We start from the raw sequence: 16020 nt of genomic DNA, 5'->3' as shown, positions 1-16020 counted from the left end.
CGGCGAGCGACCGAACAGTCGCTGCTGGTGTAATGCCACCTAGCCTCGGCAAGTGGCGCCACCCCGGCGTAAGCCGGGGTCCAGTTGGGTGAACAAAGTGGGTCCCATCACCCCCTTCCCAACTGGGCCCGGCCTTCGCCGGGGCACGCGATGACCGGGGCGAGTGTAGATCCACACCCAGGCCCCGCCCCTCACTTCAGCGGGACGATCACCTCGTCGGGGTGAGCCACATTGAGTTCCTTGCGCACCAGCTCGTCGACCATGTCGGGATTGGCGTGGCGCGGGTCGAGCAATGCGACCCGGTTGCGCAGCATCTCGCGCCGCGCGTCGAGCGCCGAGAAGTGCCGCTCGCGCGCCGCGAGCTGGCGCTTATAGTCGCCCAGCGCGAGCACGCCGTTGGGTCCCAGGATCGCGTAGGCGCCGAAGAACAGCATGATCGTCACCGCCAGCGCGGGCAGCGCGGCCGAGCGGAGCGTGGTCCGGAGACGATCGGGTTTGCGGGCGGGCATGGCGGCGCGATTCTCGCGCGCCGCCACGTCCTTGGCAAGCCCCCTCAGCGCGTGCGGAGCACGTCGCGTCCGGCGTAGCGGGCGACGTCGCCCAGTTCCTCCTCGATGCGGATCAGCTGATTGTACTTGGCGAGCCGGTCCGATCGCGCGAGGCTGCCGGTCTTGATCTGGCCGCAGTTGGTCGCGACGGCGAGGTCGGCGATCGTCGAATCCTCGGTCTCGCCCGAGCGGTGCGACATGACCGCGGTGTAGCCGGCGCGCTCGGCCACCCGGATCGCCTCGAGCGTCTCGCTCAGCGTGCCGATCTGGTTGACCTTCACCAGCAGCGAGTTGGCCAGACCCTGGCTGATGCCGTCGCGCAGCCGCTTGGGATTGGTGACGAACAGATCGTCGCCGACCAGCTGCACCTGCTTGCCGATCGCGTCGGTGAGCGCTTTCCAGCCCTCGAAATCGTCCTCGGCCATGCCGTCCTCGATCGAGAAGATCGGGTAGCGCGCGGCGAGATCGGCGAGATAGTCCGCCATCGCGCCCGGCTCGAGCGTGAGGTTCTCGCCCGAGATGACGTACTTGCCGTCCTTGAAGAACTCGGTCGCGGCGCAGTCGAGCGCCAGCATCACGTCGTCGCCGGGCGTGTAACCGGCGCGCTCGATCGAGGTCATGATGAAGTCGAGCGCGTCGGTGGTGCTGGCGAGATTGGGCGCGAAGCCGCCTTCATCGCCGACCGCGGTGGCGAGCCCCTTCTCGCTCAGCCCTTTCTTGAGCGTGTGGAAGATCTCCGAGCCGCAGCGCACCGCCTCGGCGAGCGAGTCCGCGCCGACCGGTACGATCATGAACTCCTGAAAATCGATCGGATTGTCGGCATGCTCGCCGCCGTTGATGATGTTCATCATCGGCACCGGCAGCACGTGCGCGGCGACGCCGCCGACGTAGCGGTAGAGCGGCAGCCCGCGCGCGTCCGCCGCCGCCTTCGCCACTGCGAGGCTGACACCGAGGATCGCGTTGGCGCCGAGCCGGCCCTTGTTCTCGGTGCCGTCCAGCTCGATCATCGCTTGGTCGACCTCGAGCTGGTCCTCGGCGTCGCGCCCGACGATCGCCTCGGCAATCTCGCCGTTGATCGCCTCGATCGCGCGGTCGACTCCCTTGCCCGACCAGCGCGCCTTGTCGCCGTCGCGCTTTTCCACCGCCTCGTGCGCGCCGGTCGAAGCGCCCGAGGGCACCGCGGCGCGGCCAAAACTGCCGTCGTCGAGCAGGACGTCGACCTCGACGGTCGGGTTGCCGCGGCTGTCGATGATCTGGCGGCCGTGCAGGTCGATGATTGCGGTCACGTAACGATCCTCTTAGCTTGCTGCCTTAACGGCGACGCCGCCGCGTGTAGCGATCACCGCGTTAGGCTGCAACGCGATGGAACCCCGGCCAGCGGCGCCGGTTGTTCGACTTCGACTACGGAAGGATGGATCATGGCCGACCAGCAGGACCGCGATACCGCGCAGCCGATCAGCGACGGAGACATCACGCCACCGCCCGCCGGCGCGAGCTTCACCCCCGCCGCTCCACTGAAGGATGCGGGCGTAGATTTCTCGCCCGAGAGCGGCCTGAGCGATCACTCCGCCGAGCCGGGCAGCACCGTAACGGGCGCAAAGCAGGCGCTACGCGACAATGTTGCCAAAGGCCGCGAGCAGGCCGCCGACAAGGCGCGCCTCTTCGCCGAGGACGGGAAGGCCAAGGCGAGCGATGCGCTCGGCCAGCTTTCGCAGCTGCTGCGCGACGCGGCGCAGCAGGTCGATGACAAGCTAGGCGAGCAATATGGGCAATATGCGCGCGGCGCCGCCGATCGCGTGCAAGGCTTCACCAGCGCAATCGACCAGAAGAGCGTCGACGACCTGCTCACCGACGCGCGCGAGCTGGTGCGCAAGAGCCCGGCAGCGGCCGTAGGCGTTGCCGCGGGCCTCGGCTTCGTCGTCGCACGGCTGCTGAGCGCGGGCCTCGATCAGCGCGACGCCTGACCCGATGGACCTACGTGAACCGGTGATCGCGGAGCCCAGCATCCCCCAGCTCGTCGCGCGGCTCACGCACGATGCGCGGGACGTCGCACGCGCCGAGATCGCACTCGCCAAGGCCAAGGCGAGCGAAGCAGCGACCCGCTACAAGAAAGCGGCCGTGCTGTTCGCGGTGGCGGGCGTGCTCGCGCTCGCCGCGCTGATCACCTTGCTTGTCGGTCTGGTGCTGACGCTGGCCACCCTGATCGGACCCGGGCTCGCTACCGCCGCGGTGGTCGGCGCCGTGCTAATCGTCGCGCTGGCGCTCTCGCTCGCGGGCCGCTCGCGCCTCGCCGCGAGGCCGGGCGCATGAGCGGCGCCGATCTCACCGCCGCCGAGGCGCGCGCGGCCGAGGCACGGGCGCGGCTTAACGGCACGGTCGAGGCGCTGCAGGCCGAGCTCGAACCGCGTCGGCTCGTCACCGTCGCTAAGGCAGAGGTGCTCGACGGCGGCAGTAGGGCCGCGCGCGCCGGTCTTGAGGCGGCTCGACGCAAACCCGCCACCGTCGCCGGCGCCGGCGCGCTGCTGCTCGCGTTCCTTAACCGGAAGCGGATCGCGCGCCTGCTGAGCAGGAAGAAATCGTGACATCAATATCGTCCGCCAGGCCGAGAGGATAGAGACCATGACCGACCATCAGCAGCATGATCATGACGACACCCACGGCCGTCTGCGCGACGGTGTGGACCAGGCGCGCGACGCCGCGTCGCACGCCTATGAGAGCGCGCGCCATCGTGCCAGCGACGCGGCGCATGCCACCGCCGAGACGCTCGAAGCCAACCCGCTCGGACTCGTTGTCGGCGGGCTCGCGCTTGGCGCGCTCGTCGCGGCAGTGATCCCGCGCGGCCAGCGCGAGCGCGACTTGCTGGCGCCCGTGGGTAGAAAGGTCAGCGCCGCCGCGACCGCCGCCTTCGCCGCCGCCAAGGAGGCGGGCCGCAGTGAGATCGAGCAGCTCGGCCTCACCCCGGACGCTGCGCGTGGCCAGGCAAAGTCGCTGTTCCAGGGCATCGTCAAGGCGGCGGCCAGTGCGGGTACCGCGGCGGCCAAGGCGGGCAAGGAGCAGGTGAAGACCGCCAGCTGACCCCTTCTATCGCGCGGCGGGTGGCGCTAAGGCCGATCCCACACCAGGTGATCGGCACCGCGGCACCGACAGCGCACGGGAATCAGGAGAGCAGTCGGGCGTACCGCCTCGGCTGCTCTCCCCTGTTCGGGTCCCGCGGCGGCGGCCGATCGCCGCTCACCCTCTCAGGAGCCGCCCCATGAGCAAGCTGCACCTCGTCTTCGGTGGACGTGTTACCGACCCGCGCACCCTCGACTTCGCCGACCTCTCCTCGATCGACATCGTCGGCGTCTTCCCCGATTATGCCAGCGCCGAGAAGGCCTGGCGCGCCGCCGCACAGCGCACCGTCGATGACGCCGAGATGAAATATGTCGTGGTGCACCTTCACCGCCTGCTGGAGCCCGACCTGACGGCGTGAGCACGACGGGGCGAGGCGCCGCCAAGATTGTCAGCGTGCACCACGGTGGTCTGATCAGTCGCCTAATCTCCAGGCGAGTAGCACGCTGCGATCGGCAGAACCGCTTCCTCGTCCCTCCCCATCGTCTCGGCCTCGTGCGAGGCTTCACCCTGCACAGGAGCGACGCAGGCGTCTTTCACCGGACGATGGATCCCGGCTCGCCCGGGATGACGGCTGGGGCGAGCCGCTTCCGCGGCGATGAACGTTTCGATTCGGGATCAACCGAGCCACTCCATCCAGCCGGTGCGAGGCTCAAGGTGCGGTGCACCACAAGATTTCCGAAGGCGACGAATGACGGAACCAAGCGGCTTACCCGAGGGCAAGAGCTGATCAGCTGACGGTCGTAGCTGCTACCAGCGCCTTCCCTCATCGTCCCGGCCGTCGCCGGGTCACAAGAGGACGCGTCACCGCAGTTTTCTGGTACGGGCGGTCGGACTCGAACCGACAAGGATTGCTCCGGCGGATTTTGAGTCCGCTGCGTCTACCATTCCGCCACGCCCGCGTGACCGGCGCGCCTTGGCACGACAGATGCCTCCGCGTCTAGAGTGTGATCGACCGCAGCCGGTTCGTGCCCCGGCGCACGCCGGAACTCGGTGCTACGGGGCCAGGCTCATGGCGCTGGACTCCCCGTTTGCGCAGGAGGGCGTGGCGCGCCGAACGAGCGCGCTCACCCCCCTCGTGGCTCGTCCGCTACGTCAGTGATGAATGATCGCAGCGGGGTCGATCAGCTCGTCGAACGCGATGCCGGCACGACGGTCTATCTGCCACGCGATCCGCCCTGCCACCCAGCCCAGCCCGGCCAGCTCGATCTCGACCGCACTGTCGGGCGCGAGCGGATGCGGCAGCTCGGCCATCAGCCCTCCGGTCGACACGTTGCGCACGCTGACGTCGAACCCGTCCGCCTGTCCCGCGAGCCGCAGCCGCGCGAACATCGTGATCTCGTCACGTCCGCGCAGGTCACGGCGTTTGTCGGCCTGGCCGCCCAGCGCCCGAATGTCGTCGTCTCGCCCGCTCATACCACCCACCGTCGCCAGTCGCCCGAAATGCTCCATCCTGCCCACCGCCTGCTGAACCCCGCCGAGCCTAGCCGGCAAATAGTTAAGCAGGTGTTAGCGCGCCGGGCCGAGGTGCGCGGCTCAATCGTCGCGCGAGACCTTCTCGTTGCGTTCGTGGCGCTCCTGCGCCTCGACCGTCATCGTCGCGATCGGACGTGCCTCCAGCCGGCCGAGGCTGATCGGCTCGCCGGTGACCTCGCAATAGCCGTATTCGCCCTCGTCGATGCGGCGGAGCGCGGCCTCGATCTTCGAGATCAGCTTGCGCTGCCGATCGCGCGTGCGCAGTTCGAGCGACCAGTCGGTCTCGCTCGCGGCGCGATCGGTAAGATCGGCCTCGCGCAGCGAGTCGACCTGGAGCTGCGACAGCGTGCCGAGCGACTCCCGCAGGATCGCGTCTTTCCACTCGAGCAGCTTGCGGCGGAAATACGCCTGCTGCCGCGGGTTCATGAACGGTTCGTCGGGGCTCGGGCGATAGCCGTCGCTTGCTCCTCCGACCTCAGCCTCGTCATTCGCTGCCGCCAGTTTGCCGGGCCCTTCACCGAAACGATTGATCGCCGTCGCCATCGACTTACTCCCGCTGCGCCCAGGATGTCGTTAGCACCGCTGTGCGCCCCCTCCGGGGCGCCTATAGTCGCGCGGGCCGGCCACCACAAGCGAACACGCGCGCCTAGTCGCGCCGCCCTGTCCTCGTCATGAACAGAGCGGCCCGGCATGTGTGCGAGGATGGGACGGCGCCGCGTCCGGCGTCGGTGCGATCAGGCCGAGAGCAGCGCTTGTTCGATGTCGGGGATCGTGTGCCCGGTCAGGTCCTTGCTCAGCTCGCCGGTGAGCCGCTGGCTGACCTCCTTGTGGTAATGTTTGCGCAGCTCGCCGAGCGTCTTGGGCGGCGCGACCACGATCAGCGACTCAAAGTCGTTGGCAAGCGCGCGGCGCTTGAGCAGGTCGGCCGCCTCGGCGGCGAAACGATCCTCCTCCAGCTGGTGGAAGTCGGTCTCCTCCATGCTGCCGCGCGAGGGCGCGAACTGCGCGCCGCCGCCTTGCGCATGGCTCGAGCCACCCTGCGCGACGCGCGGGGCGCCGGCGCCGCTCTGCGTCGACGAACTGCCGCCGGCAGCGTCGGTCTTCTGGTCACGGTTGGCGGGGTTCGCGCGCTCCTCGGCGTGCTCGACCGTCAGGTTGGGGTGAACGTCGTCACCCTCGTTGCGCAGGAACAGCAGCTTGCGCCCGTCCGCCACCAGCACCACCGAGTCATGGGGTACCTGCATCGCTCATTCTCCTCTATCCGTGCGGGTGTGGAGCGTGAACGCGGCGGACGTGCGCCGGGTTGCCTCGCCGCGGCGCCCCGGCCATAGCGCGGCGCATGCACGACATCCGCCTGATCCGCGACGACCCCGACGCCTTCGACGCCGCACTGGCGCGGCGTGGTGCCGCTCCCTCGGCCGCGGCGATCGTCGCGCTCGACAAGCGCCGGCGCGAGCTGATCACGGAGGCGCAGGCGGCGCAGGCGCGGCGCAACGAGGCCTCCAAGGCGATCGGCGCGGCCAAGGCGAATCGCGACGAGGCGGCGGCGCAGGCGTTGATGGCCGAGGTGGCCACGCTCAAGCAGCGGCTGCCCGAGCTGGAAGCCGAGGAGGCACGGCTCGGCGCCGAGCTCGACACCTTGCTCGCGGCGCTGCCCAACCTGCCCTACCCCGACGTGCCCGACGGCGCTGACGAAGACGACAACCAGCTGATCCATGAGCGCGGCACGCGGCCGGACCTCGGCTTCGCGGCGCGCGAGCATGACGCGATCGGCCCGGCGCTCGGGCTCGACTTCGAGACCGGCGCGGCGATCGCGGGCTCGCGCTTCACGCTGGTGCGCGGCGCGGCGGCGCGGCTCCAGCGCGCACTCGGCCAGTTCATGCTCGACCGGCTGACGCGCGAGCACGGCTATGAGGAGGTCGCGCCACCGCTGCTGGTGCGCGACGAGGCGGTGTTCGGCACGGGCCAGCTGCCCAAGTTTGCCGAGGACCTGTTCCGCACCACCGACGGGCGCTGGCTGATCCCCACCGCCGAAGTATCGCTGACCAACATCGTGCGCGAGCAGATCCTGAGCGAGGAGGTACTGCCGCTGCGCTTCGCCGCGCTGACGCCGTGCTTCCGCTCCGAGGCCGGCGCGGCGGGGCGCGACACGCGCGGCTATATTCGCCAGCACCAGTTCGACAAGGTCGAGATGGTGTCGATCGTCGCGCCCGAGGCCAGCGAGGCCGAGCACGAGCGGATGACCGCCTGCGCCGAGGGCGTGCTCGACGCGCTCGGCTTGGCCTATCGCCGGATCAAATTGTGCGCGGGCGACATGGGCTTCACCGCGGCGCGCACCTATGATCTGGAGGTCTGGCTGCCGGGGCAGGCGCGCTACCGCGAGATCTCGAGCTGCTCGACCTGCACCGACTTCCAGGCGCGGCGCATGAACGCGCGCTACCGGCCGGGTGGAGAAAAAGCGACGCGCTTCGTCCACACGCTCAACGGCTCGGGGCTGGCGGTCGGGCGGACGCTGGTGGCGGTGCTGGAGAATTACCAGCAGGAGAGTGGCGCGGTGGCGGTGCCGGCGGTGCTGCGGCCGTATCTCGGCGGGCTGACGCTGCTGGAACCGCAGGCGTGAGGGCGGCAAAGGGCAAAATCCTTCCCGGCACGGGGAGGAATTGACCAACATGCGCATTCTCCTCAGCAACGACGACGGCTATCACGCCCCCGGTCTCGCCGTGCTCGAGCGCATCGCCGCTCGGTTCTCCGACGACGTCTGGGTGTGCGCGCCCGCCGACGAACAATCCGGCACCGGCCGCTCGCTCTCGCTCACCAAGCCGCTGCGCGTGCGGCGCTTCGATTCACGCCGCTACGCCGTCGGCGGCACGCCTACCGACGCGGTGATGTTCGCGCTGGCCGAGGTGATGCGCGAGACGCCGCCGGACCTCATCCTCTCCGGCGTCAATCGCGGCGGCAATCTCGCCGAGGACGTGATGTACTCGGGTACCGTCGCGGCCGCGATGGAGGGGGCGCTCGCGGGCATCCGCTCGATCGCGTTGAGCCAGAAATATGGCGCGCGGGCGCCGGGCGAGGACGTCTCGTTCGCCGCCGCGGAGGAATGGGGCGAGCGCGTACTGCGCCCGCTGCTGGACGCGGACTGGGCGCCGCGCTCGATGGTCAACGTCAACTTCCCCGCGCCCGACGCCGGTCCGGTGAGAGGCATCCGCATCGTGCCGCAAGGGCTGCGCGATTACGGCCGCGCGCGCTTCGAGACGCGCACCGATCCGCGCGGTTACGACTATCACTGGCTCGCGCTAGGCAAAGTCGCCGTTGCGGCGCCCGGTGACAGCGATCTTAGCGCCGTCGCCGAAGGCTGGATCACGGTGACCCCGCTCCAGCTCGACCTTACCCGCCACGCCTCGCTCGAACCGCTTGCGCGCGCTTATGGCTGAGCCGGGTGCGTGAGGCGGGCGTGACACGCGCCGCGGCGCTGGCGCTGCTGCTCGCGGGCTGCATCCCCGCCGCCGAGCGCCCCGCGCCAGCGCCGCCGCCCGAGGCGGCGGGTTCCCTCCCCGCGGATGAGGTCGCCCCGGAACCGGCGCCGCACGCCGAGGATCAGGTTGCGCCTCCCAGCGGCGCGCGTCGCGACGTCGCCCAGCTCCCCGCGCCGCGCCCCGCCTGGGAGGCGCGCCCGGTCAAACCCGACGCGCGCGCGGTCGCGGCGCAGCGCTACGCCGTGCGTCCCGGCGACACGCTCGGCGCGATCGCAGCGCGCACCGGCGCGGGGGTCGACGCGATCGCGCGCGCCAACGCGCTCGCCGCGCCCTTCCCCGTCCGCGCCGGCCAGACGCTCGCCATCCCGGGCGGCCGCTACCATCTCGTCCGCGCCGGTCAGACCGGCATCGCGATCGCGCGCGCCTATGGCGTGCCGTGGCGCGAGGTGGTCGCGGCCAACGCACTCGACGAGCCCTATCTGCTCCGCGCCGGCCAGCGCGTGCTGATCCCGCGCCTGCCGGGGGGTTCGGTCAGCGCGTCGGAGCGGGCCGCCGCCTTCACACTTGACGTCGACACGATCCTCACCGGGGGCGAACCGGCAGTGGTGGCGGGCCAGGCACCCGCGACGCCGGTGGCGAGCGCGCGCCGCGTGCTCGCGCCGAGCGCCGCGACGATCGCGCCCGCGGCGCTGCCCGGTCGCTTCGTCTGGCCGGTCGACGGCACGATCGTGCGCCGCTTCGGGCCCGGCGCGACCGGCGAGCGCAACGATGGCATCAAGATCGCGATCCCGCTCGACACGCCGGTGCGCGCGATCGCCGACGGCACGGTCGCTTATGTCGGCTCGGAGGTGCCCGCGCTCGGCGGGCTGGTGATCGTGCGCCACGGCGGCGGCTGGACCTCGGTCTACGGCCATGCCGGCACCTTGCTGGTCCAGCGCGGCCAGGCGGTGAGGAAGGGCCAGGTGATCGCGCGCAGCGGCGAGAGCGGCTATGCCGACCGACCCGAGCTCCACTTCGAGCTGCGCCGCGGCCGCACCCCGGTGGACCCGACGATGCAATTGCCGCACCGCTGACGCGCGTGTAACGCCCGCGGCACCATGACCGACTATCAGTCCGACCTGCTCCGCCTGCTCTCTGCGCGCGGTTATCTCCACCAGCTCACCGACGCTGCCGCGCTGGACGCGTTGGCGCGGCGCGAGGTGGTGCCGGGCTATATCGGCTTCGATCCCACCGCGCCCTCGCTGCATGTCGGCAGCCTGGTGCAGATCATGCTGCTCCGCCGCCTCCAGCAGACCGGCCACAAGCCGGTGGTGTTGATGGGCGGCGGCACCGGCAAGATCGGCGACCCCAGCTTCAAGGACGAGGCGCGCAAGCTCGCCGGCGACGACGTGATCGCCGCCAACATCGCGGGCATCCAGCGCATCTTCGAACGCTTCCTGAGGTTCGGCGACGGGCCGAGCGACGCGGTGATGGTCAACAACGCCGAATGGCTCGACGAGCTCGAATATATTCCCTTTCTGCGCGAGGTGGGGCAGCATTTCAGCGTCAACCGCATGCTCAGCTTCGACTCGGTCAAGCTGCGGCTGGATCGCGAGCAGTCGCTCAGCTTCCTCGAATTCAACTACATGATCCTGCAGGGCTATGACTTCCGCGAGCTGGCGCGGCGGCAGGGCGTGCGGCTGCAGATGGGCGGCAGCGACCAGTGGGGCAACATCGTCAACGGCGTCGAGCTGGCGCGGCGGATGGACGGCACCGAGGTCTATGGCGTCACCACGCCGCTGCTCACCACCGCGGACGGGCAGAAGATGGGCAAGACCGTCGCCGGTGCGGTGTGGCTCCACGAGGACCAGCTGCCGCACTTCGATTACTGGCAGTTCTGGCGCAACACCGACGACCGCGACGTCGGCCGCTTCCTGCGGCTGTTCACCGACCTGCCGCTGGACGAGATCGCGCGGCTGGAGGCGCTGGAAGGCGCCGAGATCAACGAGGCCAAGAAGGTGCTCGCCAACGAGGCGACCGCGCTGTGCCGTGGCCCTGCCGCTGCCGAGGAAGCGGCCGAGACCGCGCGCCTTACCTTCGAGGAGGGTGCGAGCGGCGCGGCGCTGCCGTCGATCACCGCGAGTGGCTCGCTGCCGCTGGTCGACGCTCTGGTGGCGCTCGGTTTTGCCGCGTCCAAGGGCGAGGCGCGGCGGCTGATCAAGGGCGGCGGGGCGCGCATCGACGGCGAGAAGGTCAGCGATGAGGCCGCGCTGATCGCGGTGGCGGACGTGCCGGTGCGCATCTCGGCGGGCAAGAAACACCACGGCCTCGTGAATCCGGGCTAACCATCTTCCTACGCGCCCCGCTCATCCCGCATTAACCGCGCGATCCTATACCGCGACGCTGGTAGAGCGGGAGAAGCCTGATGGTCGCGCGTTCAGCGATGATGGCCTATGAGGATCGCGTCGAGCCGCGCGACGAGACGTTGTGCCGCAGCTGGCTATTCGACGCCACCGGCGCGCGCCACGCGGTGACGGTGGTCAACCTGTCGCTCAACGGCTTCATGGCGCGCACCGACGCGCCGCTGGCGGGCGGTGAGCGCGTCGTCCTCACGCTGCCCGTGGTCGGCGACCGCACCGCCGAGATCCGCTGGTCACTGGGCGGGCGCGTCGGCGCCAAGTTCGCGCAGGAGCTGCCCGCGGCGCTCTACCCCTGCGCGCTCGCGGCGATGCGCTGAGACGAGGCGCTGGGGCGGGTCAGCCGCTCCGGCGACAGCGCTCGCCGCGATAACTCCACCGATCCGAAGCGGTCGGGCGAGAACGCGGCGACGAGGCCGCAGCGTCTGCCGAGCCCCGATTATTAGGGCTCGCCGCGCAGCGCCGACATCGGCGTGCGGTCCGCCGCCACCCCAGACGGCCAGCAACTCCCCGCGCCGGCAGCAAAGAACAGCGGCGCCGAAAGCCCCACGGATGCACCAGCGTTGGCGAAGCGGATGCTCGTCGGCGGCAGCACCGCGGCGCCGGAACTTCTTCAAGGAGGATGAGCAAGATCTGTACGAAGCTGGGCATGGGGACATGCCGATATCACAGCCGACAGCTGTGATCTTACGGCAAGGTATCAGGTGAACTCCGCTTTGGTTCAGCAGCTCAATTCCAAGCGCACGTCACCTGACAGATGCGCACCTCGCTACTCAAAGCGGCGATATGAAAATTTTCTCTACTTCAATTGATTACGTTTATTGCTCCCAAGCTAATGGTGTGAAAAAGACGCTATTTCAGCGACAGCACCTAGCACGTCGCCGGTCCCGATTGGGCGACAGCGAATCCACTTACGACCTTAAACTTCTATGATGGTAGCGACACAGAACATTGTATGTAACGGAGGACTACATGATCGACGCCACCTGCGAGCCGCGTCGTCTGCCCCGCCTGTTGGCACCCGGCAGCGCGCTGGCGCTGGTCGCCGCTGTTACAGGCGTTAGCCAGGCACATGCGCAGGCGTCCTCTTCGGACCAGATCAGCGACTATGTCACTCCGGGAATGCTGAACCGCACCACGATCAACACGATTGCCTATCTTGATGATCTCGTGGAGGAGGGCGCGAGCCAGCGCCTCCTTGATGCGATGCCAACCCTGCTCGACCGATCCGGTACGATCACTAACGCCGCGCTCGCGCGGCTCACGCCGGAGCCCTACGCGCAGGCGACGCAGATCGGCACCGACGACGCGCTGCTGCTGACTCAGGCGACGCGGGGCGCTGCGCTGGCGCCGTACGGCGACGACGCTGGCCTGTTCACCTTCGGCCAGGCGCTCGGGCAGTGGCACACGCTGCGCGGCTACGCCCCGGCCGGCAGCGCCAATGCGGTGGGCCAGACCTATGGTACGATTGGCGGGCTCGGCTTCGCGGACCATGGCTGGGTAGTCGGCGCCTTCGGCGGCAATCTGACCAACCGCCAGCACGTCGTCGTTCGTGGTGCGCAGACGCGCGTCGAGAGCCTGATCACCGGCATCCACAGCCGTTATGCCAGCAAGCAGGGCTTCGGCTTCTCTGCCGCGCTGGTGTTCGACGGCGGTCGTGCGCGCACCCACCGCTGGCTGCCCGACGATCGGCAGGTGTGGAGCCGGTATAAGCTCAACAGCATGACCAGCGACCTGTCCGCCTTCTACGCCGCCGACGTGGGGCATGATTGGACGCTCATTCCGCGCGTGGGTCTCACCTATGTCCGCACCACGCGCGGCGCGCTGAACGAGGACGGTCACAGCGTCTTTGCGCTCGACGTCGCGCGTGAGCGCCACGTCGCCGGCTTCGCCGACGGCGCGCTCAGCTTCGCGCGGAGCGAGCGGCCGAACGAGGCGTGGCATCCCTATGTGACGCTGGGCGCGCGCTATCAATTGCAGGGGCAGCGCGTGCGAGCGGTCGGCGCGTTCGACGAGGGCGATCTCGACTTGATCGGCATCGGCGCCAGCCGCGCCGAGCTGGTCGGCACCGCCAGCGCGGGGATTGGTTATCGTCCGAGCGACGCGACCGAGATCTTCGCCGGTGCTGCGGCGCAGACCGGGCGCGACGATCACCAGGAGTCGATCACCGCGGGCGTTCGCGCTCGCTTCTGAGCCGATCGGGCGGGCAGGCGTCGAGGCGCGTGCCCGCCCCTCACCCCAACGCCGCGTGGCGTCGCACGGTATCCCCCACGGCGCACGCGATCGTCGATCTGCCGTGACCTTGCGACACGACGCTTCTGCGGAGCGCAACCATCGCCTTCGGCCAGTCGTCGCGGCTTATGGAGTCGCGACCGGATGAATGACTGACGGCGCGCCCATCCGCGCTCCCGACGACACACTCTCCGCCCCCTCACCCCGAGCGCAGCAGCGCCACTCCCGCCTCGCGCTCGAACAGGTAGAGCGCCACCCGCGCCGCCTGCCCCCTCGCCCCTTCCAGTCCACCGTCGCGGTCGATCAGCAGGCGCGCGTCGTCGGTCGCGGCGGGGAGCAGCTCGCCGAGCAGCTCGGGCGTGGCGAGCCGGAACATCGCCTCGCCCGACTGGCGCGTGCCGAGCAGCTCGCCCGCGCCGCGCAAGCGCAGGTCCTCCTCGGCGAGGCGGAAGCCGTCGTTGCTCTCGCGCATCAGCGCCAGCCGCGCCCGCGCGGTTTCGCTCAGCGACCCGCCGCGCAGCAGCAGGCACACCGACTTGCCGCCGCCGCGCCCGACCCGCCCGCGGAGCTGATGAAGCTGCGCCAATCCGAAGCGGTCGGCGTGCTCGATCACGATCAGCGTCGCGTTGGGTACATCGACGCCGACCTCGATCACCGTGGTCGCCACCAGCACGCCCGCCTCATTGGCGGAGAAGCGCGCCATCACCGCGTCCTTCTCGGCGCCGCGCATCCGGCCGTGGACCAGCGCGACGCGGTCGCCGAACCGTGCCTGCAACGACGCCGCGCGCGCTTCGGCGGCCTGCAAGTCGCTCGTCGCGCTCTCCTCCACCAGCGGACAGACCCAATAGGCCTGCTTCCCGTCCGCGAGGTGACGGCCGAGCGCGTTGACCACCTCGTCGATACGCTCCTCCGAGACGACGCGGGTCTCGATCGGCTCGCGCCCGGGCGGCATCTCGTCGAGCCGGCTCTGGTCCATCTCGCCGTGGAGCGCGAGCGTCAGCGTGCGCGGGATCGGGGTCGCGGTCATCGCCAGCACGTGTGGCGGGGTCTGGCCCTTGGCCTGGAGCAGCATGCGCTCCGCCACCCCGAAGCGATGCTGCTCGTCCACCACCACCAGCCCGAGGTCGCGGTAACGCACCGCCTCCTGGAAGATCGCGTGCGTGCCGATCAGCAGCTGGATCGAGCCGTCGGCCAGCCCCATCAGCGTCGCCTCGCGCGCGCGACCCTTGTCGCGCCCGGTCAGCACCGCGATCTCGACCGGCAGCCCGGCGAGCAGCCGACGCAGCGTATCGTAGTGCTGGCGCGCGAGGATTTCGGTCGGCGCGAGGAGCGCCCCCTGTGCCCCCGCCTCGATCGCGATCAGCAGCGCCATCGCCGCCACCAAGGTCTTGCCCGCGCCGACATCGCCCTGGAGCAGCCGCAGCATCGGCGCGCTCTGCGCCAGGTCGCCCTCGATCTCGCGCACGCTGCGCGCCTGCGCGCCGGTGAGCTGATAGGGCAGGCGCAGGAGGTCACGCAGCCGCCCGTCGCCCTGCAACGAGCGCCCGCGACGCTTGCGCGTGTCGGCGCGCACCAGCGACAGCGCGAGCTGGTTGGCGAAGAGCTCGTCATAGGCGAGCCGCGCGCGCGCCACCGCGTCGGCCGGGTCGGCGTGGATGCGCTCGACCGCGCTGCGCCAGTCGGGCCAGTCGTGGCGGGCCTTGAGGCTGGGCTCGATCCACTCGTCGAGCACCGGCGCGCGTGCCAGCGCCTGCTCGACCAGCGCGGCGAGGCGGCGCGAGGTCAGCCCCTCGCTCAGCGGGTAGATCGCCTCGCGCGCGCGGAAGCCCTCCTCCTCGCCGCCGATTTCGGGATGGACGATCTGGAGCGCGTCGCCGTAGCGGTCGAGCCGGCCCGAGACTCGCTTGGGCTCGCCAAGCGGCAGCTGCTTGCGCGCCCAGCCCGAGCCGCCGCCGAAGAACACGAGGCTCGCGTGATTTCCCGCGGCGTCGGTCGCCTGGACGCGCGTCGGCGCGCGCGGGCTGGAGCCGCTGCGATAGTCGCGCGGGGTGAGCGTGATCGCGATCGTGCGGCCGACGTCGGCGTCGTCGAGTTCGTCGCGCGCCACCCGGTCGACCCAGCCCGAGGGTAGATGGAAGAGCAGGTCGACCGCGCGCGCGATGCCCAGCCGGTCGAGCGGCTTGGCCAGCGCCGGACCGACGCCCTTGAGCGCGGCCACTTCGGCGAACAGCGGATTGAGGATCTCGGGTCGCATGACTATGTAGCGCCCGACTATTCTGCCTCCCGCCGCCGCGCCAGCGAAAGCTTGCGGCGGCGTCGCGGCAGCGCTCCGCTATGGCATAGACGGGCCGCACGCGGCCGACGGGAGATCACGTGGACCAGGACATCCGGCTCAAGCGCCTGCGTTTCCGCGCCTGGCACCGCGGCACGCGCGAGGCCGATCTGATGATCGGCGGCTTCTTCGACACGCACGCCGCGACCTGGACGCCGGCGCAGCTCGACTGGTTCGAGCGGCTGCTGGAGGAGCAGGACGTCGACATTATGGGCTGGGCGATCGGCTCGCTGCCCTGCCCGCCCGAGTGGGAGGGCGAGATGATGGCGGTGATGCGGCGGGTGGACTTCGTGACGATCCCGTGAGGGCAGAAGAGGGGCACGCGCCTGCCCCATCCGTCATCCCGGACTCGTCCCGGGATCCACTGATCCGCCGGAGCCGAACCCGCCAATAAGGCGGCACGGTGGATCCCGGAACAGGTCCGGGATGACGGCGTGGCGGCGGAGGCG

The 16020-nt window shown here is 70.1% G+C and carries 18 protein-coding genes and 1 tRNA gene; 12 read left to right on the top strand and 7 right to left on the bottom strand.

Annotation, left to right across the window (positions count from 1 at the left end; all coding sequences use genetic code 11):
- Positions 1-191 precede the first annotated feature (191 nt).
- Positions 192-509 carry an FtsB family cell division protein gene (locus QBJ89_RS08465; RefSeq protein WP_277980081.1) on the bottom strand — a complete coding sequence of 106 codons (318 nt, stop codon included), beginning with the start codon at positions 507-509 and terminating at the stop codon, positions 192-194.
- A 44-nt stretch (positions 510-553) separates the two neighbouring features.
- A complete protein-coding gene (eno, locus tag QBJ89_RS08460; protein WP_277980080.1) occupies positions 554-1834 on the bottom strand; it encodes a phosphopyruvate hydratase in 1281 nt (426 codons plus the stop codon).
- A 132-nt stretch (positions 1835-1966) separates the two neighbouring features.
- Between eno and QBJ89_RS08455 the strand changes: the two genes are divergently transcribed.
- The 5 genes from QBJ89_RS08455 (at position 1967) to QBJ89_RS08435 (ending at position 4020) form a co-directional block, all read left to right on the top strand.
- Positions 1967-2512 (top strand): hypothetical protein, encoded by a 546-nt coding sequence (locus QBJ89_RS08455; protein WP_277980079.1) that lies wholly within the window; start codon positions 1967-1969, stop codon positions 2510-2512.
- 4 nt (positions 2513-2516) lie between these two features.
- On the top strand, positions 2517-2858 hold the full coding sequence (locus QBJ89_RS08450; RefSeq protein ID WP_277980078.1) for a phage holin family protein: 342 nt from the start codon (positions 2517-2519) through the stop codon (positions 2856-2858).
- Positions 2855-3130 carry a DUF3618 domain-containing protein gene (locus QBJ89_RS08445; RefSeq protein WP_277980077.1) on the top strand — a complete coding sequence of 92 codons (276 nt, stop codon included), beginning with the start codon at positions 2855-2857 and terminating at the stop codon, positions 3128-3130. Before QBJ89_RS08450 ends, QBJ89_RS08445 begins: the two co-directional genes overlap by 4 nt.
- Positions 3131-3167: 37 nt before the next feature.
- Positions 3168-3623 carry a hypothetical protein gene (locus QBJ89_RS08440; protein WP_277980076.1) on the top strand — a complete coding sequence of 152 codons (456 nt, stop codon included), beginning with the start codon at positions 3168-3170 and terminating at the stop codon, positions 3621-3623.
- A 178-nt stretch (positions 3624-3801) separates the two neighbouring features.
- Positions 3802-4020, top strand: coding sequence for a DUF4170 domain-containing protein (locus QBJ89_RS08435; protein WP_132907437.1), 219 nt, complete (start codon positions 3802-3804; stop codon positions 4018-4020).
- Between the two features lie 457 nt (positions 4021-4477).
- Here the strand turns inward: QBJ89_RS08435 and QBJ89_RS08430 are convergent.
- The 4 genes from QBJ89_RS08430 to QBJ89_RS08415 form a co-directional block, all read right to left on the bottom strand.
- A tRNA-Leu gene (locus QBJ89_RS08430) sits at positions 4478-4561 on the bottom strand.
- A gap of 193 nt (positions 4562-4754) precedes the next feature.
- Positions 4755-5075 (bottom strand): PilZ domain-containing protein, encoded by a 321-nt coding sequence (locus QBJ89_RS08425; protein ID WP_277980075.1) that lies wholly within the window; start codon positions 5073-5075, stop codon positions 4755-4757.
- 120 nt (positions 5076-5195) lie between these two features.
- Positions 5196-5678 carry an RNA polymerase-binding protein DksA gene (gene dksA / locus QBJ89_RS08420; RefSeq protein WP_431522520.1) on the bottom strand — a complete coding sequence of 161 codons (483 nt, stop codon included), beginning with the start codon at positions 5676-5678 and terminating at the stop codon, positions 5196-5198.
- Between the two features lie 191 nt (positions 5679-5869).
- A complete protein-coding gene (locus QBJ89_RS08415) occupies positions 5870-6379 on the bottom strand; it encodes a host attachment family protein (protein WP_277980074.1) in 510 nt (169 codons plus the stop codon).
- Positions 6380-6474: 95 nt separating this feature from the next.
- Between QBJ89_RS08415 and serS the strand changes: the two genes are divergently transcribed.
- The 6 genes from serS (at position 6475) to QBJ89_RS08385 (ending at position 13200) form a co-directional block, all read left to right on the top strand.
- On the top strand, positions 6475-7755 hold the full coding sequence (gene serS / locus QBJ89_RS08410; protein ID WP_277980073.1) for a serine--tRNA ligase: 1281 nt from the start codon (positions 6475-6477) through the stop codon (positions 7753-7755).
- Between the two features lie 49 nt (positions 7756-7804).
- The gene (gene surE / locus QBJ89_RS08405; protein ID WP_277980072.1) at positions 7805-8569 is read left to right on the top strand and encodes a 5'/3'-nucleotidase SurE; all 765 of its coding nucleotides are present in this window, start codon (positions 7805-7807) and stop codon (positions 8567-8569) included.
- 5 nt (positions 8570-8574) lie between these two features.
- Entirely contained in the window at positions 8575-9684 is a 1110-nt protein-coding gene (locus QBJ89_RS08400) for a M23 family metallopeptidase (protein ID WP_277980071.1), read from the top strand.
- A gap of 24 nt (positions 9685-9708) precedes the next feature.
- On the top strand, positions 9709-10935 hold the full coding sequence (gene tyrS / locus QBJ89_RS08395) for a tyrosine--tRNA ligase (RefSeq protein WP_277980070.1): 1227 nt from the start codon (positions 9709-9711) through the stop codon (positions 10933-10935).
- A gap of 80 nt (positions 10936-11015) precedes the next feature.
- Positions 11016-11327 (top strand): PilZ domain-containing protein, encoded by a 312-nt coding sequence (locus QBJ89_RS08390; RefSeq protein WP_277980069.1) that lies wholly within the window; start codon positions 11016-11018, stop codon positions 11325-11327.
- 652 nt (positions 11328-11979) lie between these two features.
- Positions 11980-13200 carry an autotransporter outer membrane beta-barrel domain-containing protein gene (locus tag QBJ89_RS08385; protein ID WP_277980068.1) on the top strand — a complete coding sequence of 407 codons (1221 nt, stop codon included), beginning with the start codon at positions 11980-11982 and terminating at the stop codon, positions 13198-13200.
- A 238-nt stretch (positions 13201-13438) separates the two neighbouring features.
- On the opposite strand, the gene recG is transcribed toward QBJ89_RS08385, so the two are convergent.
- Positions 13439-15493 carry an ATP-dependent DNA helicase RecG gene (gene recG, locus QBJ89_RS08380; protein ID WP_277980067.1) on the bottom strand — a complete coding sequence of 685 codons (2055 nt, stop codon included), beginning with the start codon at positions 15491-15493 and terminating at the stop codon, positions 13439-13441.
- A gap of 119 nt (positions 15494-15612) precedes the next feature.
- On the opposite strand from recG, the gene QBJ89_RS08375 reads away from it, so the two are divergent.
- Entirely contained in the window at positions 15613-15876 is a 264-nt protein-coding gene (locus QBJ89_RS08375; protein WP_277980066.1) for a succinate dehydrogenase assembly factor 2, read from the top strand.
- Positions 15877-16020 lie beyond the last annotated feature (144 nt).

This window comes from Sphingomonas phyllosphaerae, from assembly GCF_029623345.1.
In the GTDB taxonomy this organism is placed as follows: domain Bacteria; phylum Pseudomonadota; class Alphaproteobacteria; order Sphingomonadales; family Sphingomonadaceae; genus Sphingomonas; species Sphingomonas phyllosphaerae_C.
The sequence above is the reverse complement of the archived record's forward strand: the minus strand, read 5'-3'. Positions and strand labels throughout refer to the sequence as shown.